The organism is Roseateles aquae (assembly GCF_032337115.1).
Classification (GTDB): domain Bacteria; phylum Pseudomonadota; class Gammaproteobacteria; order Burkholderiales; family Burkholderiaceae_C; genus Roseateles_C; species Roseateles_C aquae.
In genome coordinates this window covers 208,857-224,461 of the sequence record NZ_JAVXZY010000008.1, presented here as the reverse complement: position 1 = coordinate 224,461, position 15,605 = coordinate 208,857, and the positions used below count along the sequence as shown (strand labels likewise).

10 protein-coding genes are annotated in these 15,605 nt (G+C 66.2%); 5 read left to right on the top strand and 5 right to left on the bottom strand.

What is annotated here, in order from left to right; genetic code table 11:
• Positions 1-49: 49 nt before the first annotated feature.
• Positions 50-4,066: a DUF3683 domain-containing protein gene (locus RQP53_RS18685; RefSeq protein WP_434064123.1), complete on the bottom strand. Its 4,017-nt coding sequence runs from the start codon at positions 4,064-4,066 to the stop codon at positions 50-52.
• Between the two features lie 418 nt (positions 4,067-4,484).
• On the opposite strand from RQP53_RS18685, the gene ugpB reads away from it, so the two are divergent.
• From ugpB to ugpQ, 5 genes are read left to right on the top strand one after another with little or no spacing between them, the layout of a single operon-like run.
• Positions 4,485-5,807: a sn-glycerol-3-phosphate ABC transporter substrate-binding protein UgpB gene (gene ugpB / locus RQP53_RS18680; RefSeq protein ID WP_315652191.1), complete on the top strand. Its 1,323-nt coding sequence runs from the start codon at positions 4,485-4,487 to the stop codon at positions 5,805-5,807.
• A gap of 33 nt (positions 5,808-5,840) precedes the next feature.
• On the top strand, positions 5,841-6,728 hold the full coding sequence (ugpA, locus tag RQP53_RS18675; RefSeq protein WP_315652190.1) for a sn-glycerol-3-phosphate ABC transporter permease UgpA: 888 nt from the start codon (positions 5,841-5,843) through the stop codon (positions 6,726-6,728).
• Position 6,729: 1 nt separating this feature from the next.
• Positions 6,730-7,584 carry a sn-glycerol-3-phosphate ABC transporter permease UgpE gene (gene ugpE / locus RQP53_RS18670; protein ID WP_315652189.1) on the top strand — a complete coding sequence of 285 codons (855 nt, stop codon included), beginning with the start codon at positions 6,730-6,732 and terminating at the stop codon, positions 7,582-7,584.
• An 8-nt stretch (positions 7,585-7,592) separates the two neighbouring features.
• On the top strand, positions 7,593-8,660 hold the full coding sequence (locus RQP53_RS18665) for a sn-glycerol-3-phosphate import ATP-binding protein UgpC (RefSeq protein WP_315652188.1): 1,068 nt from the start codon (positions 7,593-7,595) through the stop codon (positions 8,658-8,660).
• A gap of 5 nt (positions 8,661-8,665) precedes the next feature.
• Entirely contained in the window at positions 8,666-9,454 is a 789-nt protein-coding gene (gene ugpQ / locus RQP53_RS18660) for a glycerophosphodiester phosphodiesterase (protein WP_315652187.1), read from the top strand.
• A gap of 8 nt (positions 9,455-9,462) precedes the next feature.
• Here ugpQ and RQP53_RS18655 read toward each other — a convergent pair whose 3' ends face one another.
• The 4 genes from RQP53_RS18655 to RQP53_RS18640 form a co-directional block, all read right to left on the bottom strand.
• Positions 9,463-11,367, bottom strand: a complete 1,905-nt coding sequence (locus RQP53_RS18655; RefSeq protein ID WP_315652186.1) for a serine hydrolase domain-containing protein — start codon at positions 11,365-11,367, stop codon at positions 9,463-9,465.
• 128 nt (positions 11,368-11,495) lie between these two features.
• Complete coding sequence (locus RQP53_RS18650) at positions 11,496-12,083, bottom strand: GNAT family N-acetyltransferase (RefSeq protein WP_315652185.1); 588 nt, start codon at positions 12,081-12,083, stop codon at positions 11,496-11,498.
• Between the two features lie 13 nt (positions 12,084-12,096).
• Positions 12,097-13,449, bottom strand: coding sequence for an MFS transporter (locus RQP53_RS18645; RefSeq protein WP_315652184.1), 1,353 nt, complete (start codon positions 13,447-13,449; stop codon positions 12,097-12,099).
• 407 nt (positions 13,450-13,856) lie between these two features.
• A complete protein-coding gene (locus tag RQP53_RS18640) occupies positions 13,857-15,482 on the bottom strand; it encodes a gamma-glutamyltransferase family protein (protein WP_315652183.1) in 1,626 nt (541 codons plus the stop codon).
• Positions 15,483-15,605: the final 123 nt, after the last annotated feature.

Here is a 15,605-nt window from a genome sequence, read left to right as displayed (position 1 = left end):
CACCGAGTGAGCACCGAGTGAGCCTATTGCCCGGCGGCCGAGCGCGTGATCAGACCAGCACGCGCTCGATGCCGCCGTTGTTGGCGCGGGCCACGTAGTCCGGCATCCAGTTCTCGCCGAGGATCTTGTTGGCCATCTCGACGACGATGTAGTCGGCCTCAAGCAGGCCGTTCTGCAGATCGTTGCCATAGCGCGAGAGGCCTTGCAGGCAGCTCGGGCAGCTGGTCAGGATCTTCAGATTGTCGGCCGCAGCGACCTTGCCGCTGTCGCGCAGCTGGGCCTCGGTCTTGCGCAGCTCTTCCTCCTTGCGGAAGCGGATCTGCGTCGAGATGTCGGGCCGGGTCACGCCCAGCGTGCCGCTCTCGCCGCAGCAGCGCTCGCTCTTCACCACCTCGGGGCCAACGAGGGCCTGCACCGTCTTCATCGGCTCCTGCAGCTTCATCGGGCTGTGGCAGGGGTCGTGATAGAGATAGGCCTGGTTCGAATCGAGCTTGATGCCCTTCTCCAGCAGGAACTCGTGGATGTCGATGATGCGGCAGCCGGGGAAGATGTCTTCGAACTTGTAGCCCTGCAGTTGGTCGTAGCAGGTGCCGCAGCTGACCACCACGGTCTTGATGTCCAGGTAATTCAGCGTGTTGGCGACGCGGTGGAACAGCACCCGGTTGTCGGTGATGATCTTTTCCGCCTTGTCGAACTGGCCCGAGCCGCGCTGCGGATAGCCGCAGCACAGATAGCCAGGCGGCAGCACCGTCTGCACACCGGCATGCCAGAGCATGGCCTGCGTGGCCAGGCCGACCTGCGAGAACAGCCGCTCCGAGCCGCAGCCGGGGAAATAGAACACCGCCTCGGTATCGACGGTGGTCGCCGCCGGGTCGCGGATGATGGGAACGTAGTTCTTGTCCTCGATGTCCAGCAGCGCCCGGGCCGTCTTCTTGGGCAGGCCGCCGGGCAGCTTCTTGTTGATGAAGTGGATCACCTGCTCCTTGATCGGCGCGGCGCCCAGCGTCGCACGCGGTGCGGCGGTTTGCTTCTTGGCAAAGGTCTTCAGCAGATCATGGGCCAGGCGCTGGGCCTTGAAGCCAACGCCGACCATCGCGCTGCGCGCCAGCTTGATGGTCTCCGGATTGGTGGCGTTCAGCATGAACATGGCCGCGGCATTGCCGGGGCGGAAGCTCTTCTGGCCCATCTTGCGCAGCAGATTGCGCATATTCATGGTGACGTCGCCGAAGTCGATCTTCACCGGGCAGGGGTTGGCGCATTTGTGGCAGACGGTGCAGTGGTCGGCCACGTCCTCGAACTCTTCCCAGTGCTTGATCGACACACCGCGGCGGGTCTGCTCTTCGTAGAGGAAGGCCTCGACCAGCAGCGAGGTGGCGAGGATCTTGTTGCGCGGGCTGTAGAGCAGATTGGCGCGCGGCACATGGGTGGCGCACACCGGCTTGCACTTGCCGCAGCGCAGGCAGTCCTTGACGCTCTCGCTGATCGCGCCGATATCGCTCTGCTGCATGATCAGCGACTCATGCCCCATCAGCCCAAAGCTGGGCGTGTAGGCATTGGTCAGGTCCGCGAACATGACGCCCCCAAGGTCGCCGCCATACGGCGCCCGCCCCCCCGAGGGGGAGCCGGGAAGCTCGGGGCGGCCCAGCGCTTCCCGCGGCGCCCTCATCAACTTACCTTTGTTGAAGTGGCCCTCGGGATCGACCTTGGCCTTGTAGCCGGCAAAGCCAGCCAGCTCCTCGTCAGTGAGGAACTCCAGCTTGGTGATGCCGATGCCGTGCTCGCCCGAGATCACGCCGTTCAGGCTGCGCGCCAGCTTCATGATGCGGGCCACGGCTTCGTGCGCCGTCTGCAGCATCTGGTAGTTGTCGGAGTTCACCGGGATGTTGGTGTGCACATTGCCGTCGCCGGCATGCATGTGCAGCGCCACCCAGACGCGGCCCTTCAGCACCTCCTGGTGGATGCGCTTGCACTCGTCCAGGATCTGCGTGAAGGCGGCGCCGCTGAACACGGTCTGCAGCGGCTTGAAGATCTGCGTCTTCCAGGAGGCGCGCAGGCTTTTGTCCTGCAGCTGATCGAAGAAGCTGCGGCCGGGCTGAGCGCCCTCGCCGGGCTGGACCTGATCAAGCCCGTCCTTCCAGCGCTGCCACAGCGCGCCGACCTCGGCCAGCAGCGCCTGGGCCTGCTGGACGCGGTCTTCCAGCAGCTCGGCGCTGGGGATCTCGCTGGCGTCGTCGGTCTTGCCCAAGGGCAGGCGACCTTGTGCGAAAAATCCCTGCAAGGCCTCGACCAGCGCCAGCTTGTTGCGCAGCGACAGCTCGATATTGATGCGCTCGATGCCCAGCGTGTACTCGCCCATGCGCTCCAGCGGGATCACCACGTCTTCATTCACCTTGAAGGCATTGGTGTGCTTGGAGATGGCCGCGGTGCGCTTGCGATCGAGCCAGAACTTCTTGCGCGCATCGGCGCTGACGGCCACAAAGCCTTCGCCATTGCGGCCATTGGCCAGGCGCACGACCTCGCTGGTGGCGCGGGCCACGGCGTCTTCATCATCGCCGACGATATCGCCGATCAGCACCATCTTGGGCAGGCCACCCGAGCTGCCGTTCGGGTGAGCGCGCTTGCTCTTGGTCGCGTAACCGACGGCCTTCAGATAACGGTCATCCAGGTGCTCCAGGCCGGCCAGGATGGCGCCACCGGGCTTCTTCGCCTCGGCGAACATGAAGTCCTTGATGTCGACGATGGACGGCACGCAATCCTTGGGATTGCCGAAGAACTCCAGGCAGACGGTGCGCACATGCTTGGGCATGCGGTGCACGACCCAGCGGGCGCTGGTGATCAGGCCGTCGCAGCCCTCTTTCTGGATGCCAGGCAGGCCGGCAAGGAATTTGTCGGTCACGTCCTTGCCCAGGCCCTCTTTGCGGAAGGTGCGGCCGGGAATGTCCAACCGCTCGGTGCGCTCCAGCTTCTTGCCTGTGGCGTCGAAGTAGCGCAGCTCGAAGCTGGCCGTCTCGACATCATGGATCTTGCCCAGGTTGTGATTGAGCCGCACGACTTCCAGCCACTTGGCCTCGGGCGTCACCATCTTCCAGCTGGCCAGATTGTCCAGCGCCGTGCCCCACAGCACCGCCTTCTTGCCGCCGGCATTCATGGCGATATTGCCGCCGATGCAGGAGGCCTCGGCGCTGGTCGGGTCGACCGCAAACACAAAGCCGTGCTGTTCGGCCAGGTCGGAGACGCGCTGCGTCACCACCCCGGCCTCGCTGAACACCGTGGCCACCGGTTTGTCCAGGCCCGGCAGCTGCACCATCTCGACGCCGCGCAAGGCTTCCAGCTTCTCGGTGTTGATGACCGCGCTCTTCCACACCAGCGGCACCGCGCCGCCGGTATAGCCGGTGCCGCCGCCGCGCGGGATGATGGTCAGGCCCAGCTCGACGCAATCGCGCACCAGACGGGCCATCTCGGCCTCACTGTCCGGCGTCAGTACGACGAAGGGGTATTCGACGCGCCAGTCGGTCGCGTCGGTCACATGGGCCACGCGCGACAGGCCATCGAACTTGATGTTGTCGCGCGCCGTGTGCTTGGCCAGCAGCCGGGTCGCGCGACGGCGCAGTTCGGCCACCTCGTCGAACTGCGCGGCGAAGGCCTCGACCGCCGCACCGGCCAGCTTCAGCAGCTCACCGACCGAGGCGTCGCGAGTCGGATCGGCCTCAGGCTTGCGGCGGCGCTCGACCTCGTGCAGCCGGTGGTGCAAGGCCTCGATCAGCTGCGCGCGGCGCTTGGGGTTATCCAGCAGGTCGTCTTGCAGATAGGGGTTGCGCTGCACCACCCAGACGTCGCCCAGCACCTCGTACAGCATCCGTGCCGAGCGGCCGGTCTGGCGTTCCTCGCGCAGCTGGTTCAGCAGATCCCAGGCGCGCTGGCCGAGGATGCGGATGACGATTTCGCGGTCGGAGAAGGAGGTGTAGTTGTAGGGAATCTCGCGCAGGCGCGGCGCGCCATGGCTGGCCTCGGCATGGGCATCAAGGGGGGAAGCGTCAACGGGCATCAGCGGATGCGGTGCATTCATGGCGGCGAGGCGGGCGTGCGCCCAGGGTTGAGACGAGCCCGCACAAGGCAGACCCGGCTGACAGCAGAACTCCTGCAAGCCACGACGCCGACGGGCTGGTACCCCATCTCCCCCTTTGAGTCTTGCCCCGGCGCAGCGTGCGATCGGCTTCGCTGCAGGGCCTGGCCGCTACGCCCCTTGACAGGCGGCACGGCAGGAATGGCGTCGGGGCGACGATCCTACCGCAGTGCAGCATGGGACAGCCCTTCCTGGGGCCATTGGCCTCTGACGCGGTACGCGAATCCTGCCTTCGCGCCAGTCTGCGGCTGTCCCTTCAACACGACAGGCGCGGTCGCAAGCGGTGTCACACTCACAGCCTAGATTGAGCCCTCTACTTTGAGCCCCCTACATCTCTGCCCGCTCTGGAGCCGTTCCGATCATGAAACACCTGTTCCCGCTCGCCACCGCCCTCGCTACCAGCCTCGCCCTGGCAGCCTTCAGCCCGGCCGTCCAGGCCCAGACCGAGATCCAGTGGTGGCATTCGATGCCCGGCGCGCTCGGCGACTGGGTCAACGACCTGGCCCGTGATTTCAATGCCAGCCAGAAGGACGTCAAGATCGTGCCCACCTACAAGGGCACCTACGACGAATCGATGACCGCGGCGATCGCCGCCTTCCGCGCCGGCAATGCGCCGCACATCCTGCAGGTGTTTGAGGTGGGCACGGCCACGATGATGGCCAGCAAGGGGGCCATCGTGCCGGTCGGCGAGGTGATGAAGGCCGGCGGCGCCAGCTTCGATGCCGGCGCCTATGTGCCGGCGGTGGCGGGCTACTACACCGCCCCCAGTGGGCAGATGCTGTCCATGCCCTTCAACAGCTCGACCACCGTCTTCCACTACAACAAGGACGCCTTCAAGGCCGCCGGCCTGGACCCGAACAAGGCCCCGTCGACCTGGCCCGAGGTGGCCCTGGCCGCCGCCAAGCTAAAGGCCAGCGGCCACAAATGCCCGTTCACCACCAGCTGGGTCAGCTGGACCCAGTTCGAGAGCTTCTCGGCCTGGCACAACGTTGAGTACGCAAGCAAAAACAACGGCTTCGGCGGCCTGGACACCCGGCTGGCCTTCAACACGCCGCTGCATGTGCGCCATATTGAGAACCTCGCCAACATGGCCAAGCAGGGTCTGTTCGTCTACAAGGGCCGCGGCAATGCGCCGGACTCCACGTTTTACAGCGGCGAGTGCGCGATGATGACCGGCTCCTCCGGCCTCTACGCCAATATCAAGAAGAACGCCAAGTTCGCCAGCGGCATCGCCCCGCTACCCTACTACCCCGACGTGCCCGGCGCGCCGCAGAACACCGTGATCGGCGGCGCCAGCCTGTGGGTGATGGCCGGCAAGAAGCCGATCGAGCACAAGGGCATCGCCGCCTTCTTCAACTACCTGGCGCGGCCCGAGGTGGCCTCGGAAAGCCACAAGCGCACCGGCTATCTGCCGGTCACCAAGGCGGCCTTTGAGCTGACCGAGAAGAGCGGCTTCTACAAGGCCAACCCCGGCACCGATGTGGCGGTGACGCAGATGATCCGCAAGACCACCGACAAATCGCGCGGCGTGCGCCTGGGCAATTTCGTGCAGATCCGCACCATCATCGACGAGGAGATGGAACAGGTCTGGGGCGGCAAGAAGAGCGCCAAGGAAGGCATCGACGCGGCGATCTCCCGCGGCAACGAGCAGCTGGAGCGTTTCCAGAAGGCCAACAAGGGTTGATCCCTGCGGCGCGGCTGCTAGCATCGCAAATCCATGGCCACCGACAAGCGCGTCCAGTTCAAGTCCCGGCTGCTGCCCTGGCTGCTGCTGGCGCCGCAGCTGCTGATCGTGGTCGTGTTCTTCTTCTGGCCCGCCGGCCAGGCGGTGCTGCAGTCGCTGCAGCAGCAGGATGCCTTCGGCCTGTCGACCGAATACGTGGGCCTGGAGAACTTCCGCACGCTGTTTGCCGATGCCGGCTATCTGGCCTCGTTCAAAACCACAGCGCTGTTCTCGCTGCTGGTGGCGACGCTGGGCCTGGCGCTGGCCCTGCTACTGGCCGTGATGGCCAACCGGGTGATCCGCGGCGCCATGCTCTACAAGACGCTGCTGATCTGGCCCTATGCGGTGGCGCCGGCGATTGCCGGCGTGCTCTGGCTCTTCATGTTCGCGCCCTCGGTGGGCATCGTCTCGCTGGGCCTGCGCGCGCTGGGCCTGGAGTGGAACCATCTGCTCAACAGCAGCCATGCGATGACGCTGGTGGTACTGGCCGCCGTCTGGAAGCAGATCTCCTACAACTTCCTGTTCTTCCTGGCCGGCCTGCAGTCGATCCCAAGATCACTGCTGGAAGCGGCAGCCATCGATGGCGCCGGCCCGACGCGCCGTTTCTGGACCATCACCTTCCCGCTGCTGTCGCCAACGACGTTTTTTTTGCTGGTCATCAACATCGTCTACGCCTTCTTCGACACCTTCGGCATCATCGACGCCGCCACCCACGGCGGCCCCGGCAAGGACACCGCCATCCTGGTCTACAAGGTCTATTACGACGGCTTCAAGGCCATGGACCTGGGCGGCTCGGCCGCGCAGTCGGTGGTGCTGATGGGCGTCGTGATCGTGCTGACAGTGCTGCAGTTCCGTTTCGTCGAACGGCGGGTGAACTACTGAGATGGTTGAACGCCGCCCTGCCCTCACGCTGCTGTCTCACCTGGTGCTGGTGCTGGGTGTGCTGATCGTTGCCTTTCCGCTCTACATCACCTTCGTCGCGTCCACCCACACCTCGCAGGAGATCGTGCAGGCGCCGATGCCGCTGCTGCCGGGCACGCATCTGCTGGAGAACTACCAGGGTGCGCTGATGGGAGGCGCGGCCAACAACACCGGCTCCAATGCGCCGGTGGGACGGATGATGGGGGTCAGCCTGGCCTGCGCGCTGATCATTGCGGTGGCCAAGATCGCCATCTCGCTGCTCTCGGCCTTTGCCATCGTCTACTTCCGTTTCCCGCTCAAGCAGACGGTGTTCTGGGCCATCTTCATCACGCTGATGCTGCCGGTCGAGGTGCGCATCGGCCCAACCTACAAGGTGGTCGCCGATCTCGGCCTGCTCAACAGCTATGCCGGCCTGACCGTGCCCTTGATCGCCTCCGCCACTGCCACCTTCCTGTTCCGCCAGTTCTTCATGACGGTGCCGGACGAGTTGCTGGAAGCGGCACGCATGGACGGCGCCGGGCCGCTGCGTTTTTTCCGCGACGTGCTGCTGCCGCTGTCGGCCACCAGCATGGCGGCCCTCTTCGTCATCCAGTTCATCTATGGCTGGAACCAGTATCTGTGGCCCTTGCTGGTCACCACCGAGGAGCGGATGTACCCGGTCGTCATCGGCATCAAACGGATGGTCGCCGGCGGCGACGCGGCCAACGACTGGAACATCGTCATGGCCACGGCGATGCTGGCCATGCTGCCGCCTGCGCTGGTTGTCGTGCTGATGCAGAAGTGGTTCGTCAAGGGCCTGGTAGATACGGAAAAGTAACACCCAAGATGGCAAGCATTTCACTGCGCAAGGTCGTCAAGCGCTATGGCGCAGGGCCCAAGGCGAACCCGGTCATTCACGGCGTCGATGCCGAGATCAGCGACGGCGAGTTCATCGTCATCGTCGGGCCGTCCGGCTGCGGCAAATCGACGCTGCTGCGCATGGTCGCCGGCCTGGAGGAGATCTCCGGCGGCGAGATCGCGATTGGCGCCCGGGTCGTCAACGACATCGAACCGGCCGATCGCGATATCGCCATGGTGTTCCAGAACTATGCGCTCTATCCGCATATGAGCGTGTTCGACAACATGGCTTATGGCCTGAAGATACGCCAGCTGCCGGCGGCCGAGATCCAGGCCCGGGTTGAGCGCGCGGCGGCCATCCTGGAGCTGGGTGCACTCTTGCAGCGCAAGCCACGCGAGCTCTCCGGCGGCCAGCGCCAGCGCGTGGCCATGGGCCGTGCCATCGTGCGCAAGCCGCAGGTGTTTCTGTTTGACGAGCCGCTGTCCAATCTCGACGCCAAGCTGCGCGCCCAGACGCGGCTGGAGATCCAGAAGCTGCACCGTGAGCTGGGCGTGACCTCGCTGTTCGTCACCCACGATCAGGTCGAGGCGATGACGCTGGCCCAGCGGATGATTGTGATGAACGCCGGCCGGGTCGAGCAGATCGGCACGCCGGATGAGGTCTATGGCCGGCCCGCCAGCACTTTTGTGGCCGGCTTCATCGGCTCGCCGCCGATGAATCTGTTCCAGGGTGAGGCCCAGGGCAGCCTGTTCAAGCTCGGCGACCTGCAACTGCCCCTGCCCCGGCCCGCGCCGCGCGAGGGCGCGCTGACACTCGGGCTGCGGCCCGAGCATGTGCAGGACTGGCGGGCCAGCGAAGGCTGGCCGCTGCGGGTCGAGATGATCGAGATGCTGGGCGCCGAGCGGCTGGTGCACGGCCGCATCGGCAGCGCGCCGTTCACGCTGCGCATCGACGCCGGGCTGCCGCCACCCTGCGTCGGCGAGCAGCTGCAGCTGCGCATCAAGGCCGACAGCCTGCATTTCTTTGACGCTGCCAGCGGCCGCCGGGTGGAGTGATCAGCATGAGCAACAACAGCAGCGATAGCGACAACAGCAACGACAGCCCGGCAGGCAAGACCTGGCCCCTGCCCTTGTGGATTGCCCATCGCGGCGCCGGCAAGCTGGCGCCAGAGAACACGCTGGCCGCTTTCCGCCTCGGTGCCCGTCACGGCTACCGCGCCTTTGAATGCGATGTGAAGCTGTCGCGCGACGGCATACCCTTCCTGCTGCATGACGCCACGCTGGAGCGCACCAGCACTGGCCGCGGCGCGGCCGGCGAACAGGACTGGGCCGCGCTGGCCCGGCTCGACGCCGGCAGCTGGCACAGCCCCGCCCATGCCGGCGAGCCGCTGCCCAGCCTGGAGGCGGTGGCCGCCTTCATCATCGGCCAGGGCATGGCCATCAATATCGAGATCAAGCCCACGCCGGGCCAGGAGCGCCAGACCGGCGAGGTGGTCGGCCGCGAGGTGCTGCGCCTGTGGGCCGGCAGCGGCCAGGTGCTGCCGCTGTTCAGCTCCTTCCAGCCCGAGGCGCTGCGCGGCGCACGCGACAGCGCCCCCGAGGTGCTGCGTGGCCTGCTGCTGGACAAGCTGCGCCCCGAATGGCTGGACGAAGCCGCAGAACTCGGCTGCAGCGCCGTCATCACCAACTTCCGGCTGATGGACGAAGCCACCTTGGCTGCCATCCAGGCCGCGGGCATGAAGGCGCTGGTCTATACCGTCAACGACGCCAAGGCAGCCAGCCGGCTGATCGCCGCCGGCATTGACGGCATCATCACCGACGCCGTTGACCGATTCCCGCCGAGCCGCTGAGCACGGCCTCAGCTGCCCAGCATCAACTGGCCGCGCCAGGCCAGCAGCAGATTCAGCAGCGCTGCCAGCAGCAGTAGAAGGCCGTGCAGCCGCGCCCACCACCAGGCGTCCTGGCAGCGCCAGTGCAGCCACAGCCCCCGGCCGGCGAGAAACAGCGCCGGCACACTGAGCCAGCCCAGCAGCTGACTCAGCCGAACAGCGGCACCGAACAGCGAGCCGCCCAAATAGGCCAGATCGCCTTGGCTGGCCAGGCCGAAAGCGCCCAGCGTCAGCCACGGCACCAGCATCAGCAGGGCGGCCCAGCGCGCGCTCTTGCGGGCGTGCTGCTGCAGCGGCATCGGTTCGGGCCGGCGATAGTGGCGGCGCGCCAGCACGGCCATCGGCCAGGCCAGCAGCGTCAGCAACGCCAGGCCCAGCGAGGCGCCCAGAGCCGACGCCAGCCAACGGCCGTCCTCAGCGCCACCGACTTGCTGCTCGATTTGCACGCCCGAACGCCCGCTCATCTCCCAGCGACCACTGACGGGGTCTTTACGGAAGAACAGGCGCCGGCTGACCGACGGCGTCAGGCCCTCATCCTCGGCCTGCCAAACGCCCTCGCCAACCAGACGGTAGAACACCGGCTGCTCGGCAATGCCTCGTTGCGCGCTGCTGCTGAGGCGCCCTTGCTCATCAATGCTCACCCGGGTCTGGCCAAACCAGTAGCCCATGCGCAGCGGGCCGCTGTCGATGCGCCGGCTGCTTTGATAGATGCCAGCGATGCTGGGGTCAGGTTTTGCCTGCTCGGCCTGGGCCGACGCGGGAGGAAAGTAGCGCTCGACCAAACGTTTCATCAGCTCGCCGCGCAAGTTCCGTTTGCCCCGACTGTTCTGGCTGATGAAGACGCCCACGCCTTTCTCGGGCAGCAGATACAGGCCGCTGTGGAACCACTGGGTGTCGCCGCCGTGGCCGATGACCTGCGGGCCAAAGCCGTCTTCCTCGTAAAAGCCCAGGCCCAGCGCCGGGCCGGCCGGATGGTGGCGCAGCTGTGGCGACAGCATCGCCCGCATCGTCTCTGCCTTCAGCACGCGCTGGCCGTCCAATTGGCCGCCGCCCAACTGCGCCAGCATGAAACGCGCCATGTCATTGACCGTCGCCGAGGCCGCGCCTGCAGGCGCGACACGAATCAGCTCGAAGGCCTGCGCCTTGCCAGAGCCCAGCTCATAGCCGGCCGACATGCCTGCCTTCAACGCTGCCGGCAGCGGTTGAGCGAAGCTGGTGTGGGCCAGGCCCAGCGGCTGCAGCAGATGGGCCTTGACATAGCGCTCGAAGGGCTCGCCGCTGACCCGCTCGACGATATAGGCCGCCAGCGTGGCGCCGTAGTTCGAATAGGCGGGCACCGCGCCTGGTTTGAACAGCCGTGCCGGCTGGTGGTCACGTAGATAGTTGCGCAGGCTCATGTCCTCGCCGGGCGTCGCCCACAAGGCCGCAATCGTCTCCTCGAAGCCGGCGCGGTGCGTCATCAGCTGGCGCAGGCTGATCGCCCCGAGTTCGGGCGAGCGCAGCGAGAAGTCGAGATAACGCTGCACATCGGCGTCCAGGTCCAGCCGGCCCTGCTCCTGAAGCTGCATCACGGCCATCCAGACATAGAGCTTGGAGACCGAACCAATTCTGAACAGTGTTTCGTCGGGCAGGACCGGTCGGCGCGCTTCGCGGTCGGCCAGACCATAGCCGCGCGCCAGCAGCAGCTTGCCATCCTTGACGACGGCAATGCCGACACCGGCCACATTGGCCCGCGCCATTTCCACAGGCAGGTGGCCATCAAGAAAAGCGCTGAGGTCCGCGCTATTGAGTTGCGGCGCGGCCGCACGTGCCAACACCGAAACCGACAGTCCCGCCACGGTCAACGCCCGCCGGGCGGCCTGCAACACTCCCATCGTCCCCTCCCATCGACCCACCGAGGCGGCGAGCAGCGGCGCAGTCTAGGGCGCCGGCCTCGAGATAGGGAGCGACATTGCGACGAAATGCAGCAGGCCCGGGACAGGCTGAATGCCGGACAGCGCGATCAGGCCAGGCGTGCGAACACGCAGGTGTTGCGCGGCTCGCCGTGGACGTCCAGCGCATTGCTGCGCAGCACGCCTTCGAGCTCATAGCCGCAGCGCTCGGCCACCGCCCGACTCTTCAGATTGCGCTCGTCGGTCAGCAGTTGCACCCGACGTGCGCGCAGGCTCTCGAAGGCCATCCGCGTCAGCGCGCGCACCGCTTCGCTGACATAGCCTTGCCCGGCCGCACTGCTGCGCACCCAGTAGCCCATCTCAAAGGCACGCAGCTGCCAGTCAAGATTCTGCAGGCCGATATTGCCGAGCAGGCGGCCGGCGCGGCCGTCCTCGGTCTTGCGATAGAAGTAGTAGCGCAGCTCCTTGCGCAGGATGAAGTCGGCATGGACCTGCCGCACCACGGCTTCTGACTCTTCAATCGTTGGCGGCTTCTGCGCCCAGACGGCCCAGGGCCGCAAGGCGTCCAGCGATTCGATCACCGCCGCGTTGAGCGCCTGCCCCAGCCCTGCACGCGGCATGGCCAGCATCAGCCGCTCGGTTTCGATTTCCTCGGCCACCTTGATCAGGACGGGGTCAGGTCTTGCTATTTCACTCATTCTCGGCAATCACTCATTTGCTCGGCGCCAGCTCGGGCAGCAAGCCCGGCTGGGCCTCGGCACCCAGCGTCGATTCGGGGTTGTCCAGCCGCGGCAGCTCGCGCACCTGGCGTATCGTCGCCACCCGCCAGGCCACCACGCTGAGCACCAGGGCACCGACGCCGGCGAACAGCAGCGAGGCGCGCAAGTCGACATGCTCACCCAGCCAGCCACCAATCAGGGCGCCCGGGCCGGCCGGGATCAGGATCAGCCAGCGCATGGTGCTGGTCATGCGACCGAGCAGCGGCGCCGGCGTGACCGCCTGACGCAGCGACAGGAAGTTGATGAAGATCAGCACCGCACCGACGCCAAAGGCGAACAGCATGAAGGCGAAGGCCGCCACGCCCCAGTCATTGGCCGGCGCGAGCGCCAGCAAGAGCCAGCCGAGGCCGCACATCGCAAAGCCCATGATCAGACTGGGCCCGGGGCCCAGGGCCTTGCTGATGCGGTGACCGAACACGCTGGTCAGCACCGTACCGGCGCCCAGGGCCACATAGGACAGGCCCACGGTCTGCGCCGACAGCCCCAGCACCCGGGTCGCGAACAGGATCTGCACCACCTGCGCGGCGTTGTAGAACAGCTGCCAGGTGCCGACGGCGCAGCCCAGGCTGATCAACAGGCGGTTGGTGCGCACAAAACGCACGCCCGCCTTGAGATCACGCCAGAAATCGGCATCCTCACGCTGCTGGACTTCTTCATGCACCTTGATGCCGCGCAGGATCAGTGCCGACACCAGCACCAGCACGGCATCGGCGGCCAGCGCCATCGGTGCGCCCAGCAGCTTGATCAAGAGGCCGGCCACGCCGGGGCCCGCGACCTCGGCGCCCGAAGACGCCAGCGCGTTCTTGGCATGGGCCTCGACCAGCCGGTCGCGCGACACCACCTGGGTCAGCACGATTTGCGCCGCGCTGCCGGCCACCGTGTAGACGGTGCCCAGCACAAAGCCGACGATGTAGAGCCAGCTCATCGTCAGCCAGCCCATCAGCGCCGCCACCGGCACGCTGCCAACGGCCAGCGCCAGCGAAGCCTCGCCGACCACATAGACCGGCAGCTTGCGCACCCGGTCGAGCCAGACGCCGCCAGGCAGGGAGAACAGCACAAAGGGCACGATCTCCATCGAGGTCAGCAGGCCCATCTGTGTGGGCGTGGCATGCAGCAACACCGCTGCGGTCAGCGGCAGCGCCAGCATGGTGATCTGCCCGCCCAGCGAGCTGATCAGTATCGAAGTCCAGAGGCGGCGGTAGACCAGATCGCGCAGCAGATCGCCGGGCGGCAGGGTCAGCAGTTGTTTGATCCGCTCAAACCAGGGCACAGGCCGGTTCGGCATGATGTTCTCCAAAACAGTCCCAGGTCGTCAGTGCCTGGGCAAGCCCAGCGGCTGTGGGCATCACAGAAGGCTCGCCGCTGAGCATCGCGTCACGGCACTTGCGCAGAGCCGGCATATTCAGCGGGAGAGTCAAGCCGGTTTGGCTTGCGGGGCAAACCGAAGGGCTCAGAGGCGAACGGCGCAGCGCTTCAACCCGACCAGCGCGCGCGCAGGCAGGCGGCACGGCGTGTGCTCGGTCTGGTGCGGTCAAGAAGCTTGGTCATGGGGCTTGATTCAGGTCAGTCGGGCCATCCTAGCAGCGTGCTGCGGCGCCGGACAAGCACTGCTTGCGGGGGGATTGCAGAAATCTTTTTCCCCGGTCATGACGATCAGCACTGGCAGTGCCAATGCACCTTTCAGCGCCCACTTCAGAAGCCGACGGCCGCCCCATCACGCCTGGGATCGCTGGCGGCCACATAGCCGTCCACCGCAGGGTCACCCAGGCGCCAGATGAACTGGCCGGCACCGAAGTCCTGGTAGCTGTCGTGGATGTCGCCAATCTGATGACCCAGACCGCGCAGGCCCTCGATCACGTCTGGCCTCATATGCGCCTCGACATTGATCGACAGCCCCTCGTTGAAGCGCCAGCGTGGCGCATCGCAGGCGGCCTGCGGCTGCTGGCCGTAGTCCAGCATGCGCACCAGCGTCTGCATATGGCCCTGCGGCTGCATATTGCCGCCCATCACGCCGTAGCTCATCACCGGCTGGCCGTCCTTGGTCAGGAAGGCGGGAATGATGGTGTGGAAGGGCCGCTTGCCCGGCGCCACCAAATTGGGATGGCCGGCCTCCAGCGTGAAACAGTGGCCGCGGTTCTGCAAGGAGACACCGTAGCCCGGCACGACCAGACCCGAGCCAAAACCCATGTAGTTGCTCTGGATGAAGCTGACCATCATGCCGCTCTCGTCGGCCGCCGTCAGGTAGATGGTGCCGCCCTTGACCGGGTTGCCGGCCTTGAAGTCCTGCGCCCGCCGCGGATCGATCAGCCGGGCCCGCTCGGCCAGATAGGCCGGGTCCAACAACTGCTCGGTGCTGACTGTCATCGCCGTTGCATCGGAGACATAACGGTAGACGTCGGCAAAGGCCAGCTTAATCGCCTCGATCTGCAGATGCTGGGCGGCCACGCTGTCGATCGCGTGCGAGCGCAAATCTACATGCTTGAGCAGGCCCAGGGCGATCAGCGCGGCAATGCCCTGCCCGTTGGGCGGTATCTCGTGCAGCGTGTGGCCGGCGTAGTCCTGCGAAATCGGCTTGACCCACTCGGGACTGTAGGCGGCAAAGTCGCTGGCGCGGATCGCGCCGCCGGTGTCGCGCGCGAAAGCCTCAACGGCCGCGGCCACTTCGCCGCGGTAGAAGGCCTCCCCCTTGCTGGCCGCAATCAGCCTGAGCGTGCGCGCAGCGGCCTTGAACTCAAAGCGCTCGCCAACTTCCGGGGCACGGCCACGCGGCATGAACGCCTCGGCAAAGCCGGGCTGCGTGCTCAGCTCGGGCAGCGCCGCGGCCATCGCCCACTTGCTCTGCACAATCACCGGCACCGCATAGCCACGCTCGGCAATCTCGATCGCCGGCGCCATCAGGTCAGCAAACGGCAGCCGGCCAAAGCGTTCGCTCAAGGCCGCCCAGCCCGCCACCGCGCCGGGCACCGTCACCCCGCCCCAGCCGCGCTTGGGCGGCGCCTTGGCATCGGCGCCATAGGTCTTGAAGAAGTAGTCCGGTGTCCAGGCCGCTGGCGCGGTCCCGGACGCGTTCAGCCCATGCAGTTGCTGGCCATCCCACAAGATACAGAAGGCGTCAGAGCCCAGGCCATTGCTGCAGGGCTCGACCAACGTCATGCAGGCCGCTGTCGCAATCGCGGCGTCAACCGCATTGCCGCCCTGGGCCAGCACACGCAGTCCGGCCTGAGCGGCCAGCGGATGCGAGGTCGACACCACATTGCGTGCGAACAGCGGGCTGCGTTGGCTGGGGTAGCCGTTCTGCCAATGGAAAGCGTGCGACATGCAAATGACTCCTGCAAGGACTTGCTGCGCATTCTGCCCCGAGCCGCAGGCAAGGCCTCTTTGATTTCACCTAACTATTTAGTGACGCGCCTTTGTGGATTTGGCGCCGCCGGATTCACACAC

What these genes read in the sequence shown, in the direction of transcription:
- ugpA (WP_315652190.1), top strand. Translation starts at nt 5,841, where the DNA reads ATGGCCACCGACAAGCGCGTCCAGTTCAAGTCCCGGCTGCTGCCCTGG.
- RQP53_RS18650 (WP_315652185.1), bottom strand. Translation starts at nt 12,083, where the DNA reads ATGAGTGAAATAGCAAGACCTGACCCCGTCCTGATCAAGGTGGCCGAG.
- RQP53_RS18645 (WP_315652184.1), bottom strand. Translation starts at nt 13,449, where the DNA reads ATGCCGAACCGGCCTGTGCCCTGGTTTGAGCGGATCAAACAACTGCTG.
- RQP53_RS18685 (WP_434064123.1), bottom strand. Translation starts at nt 4,066, where the DNA reads ATGAATGCACCGCATCCGCTGATGCCCGTTGACGCTTCCCCCCTTGAT.
- RQP53_RS18640 (WP_315652183.1), bottom strand. Translation starts at nt 15,482, where the DNA reads ATGTCGCACGCTTTCCATTGGCAGAACGGCTACCCCAGCCAACGCAGC.
- RQP53_RS18655 (WP_315652186.1), bottom strand. Translation starts at nt 11,367, where the DNA reads ATGGGAGTGTTGCAGGCCGCCCGGCGGGCGTTGACCGTGGCGGGACTG.
- ugpQ (WP_315652187.1), top strand. Translation starts at nt 8,666, where the DNA reads ATGAGCAACAACAGCAGCGATAGCGACAACAGCAACGACAGCCCGGCA.
- ugpE (WP_315652189.1), top strand. Translation starts at nt 6,730, where the DNA reads ATGGTTGAACGCCGCCCTGCCCTCACGCTGCTGTCTCACCTGGTGCTG.
- ugpB (WP_315652191.1), top strand. Translation starts at nt 4,485, where the DNA reads ATGAAACACCTGTTCCCGCTCGCCACCGCCCTCGCTACCAGCCTCGCC.
- RQP53_RS18665 (WP_315652188.1), top strand. Translation starts at nt 7,593, where the DNA reads ATGGCAAGCATTTCACTGCGCAAGGTCGTCAAGCGCTATGGCGCAGGG.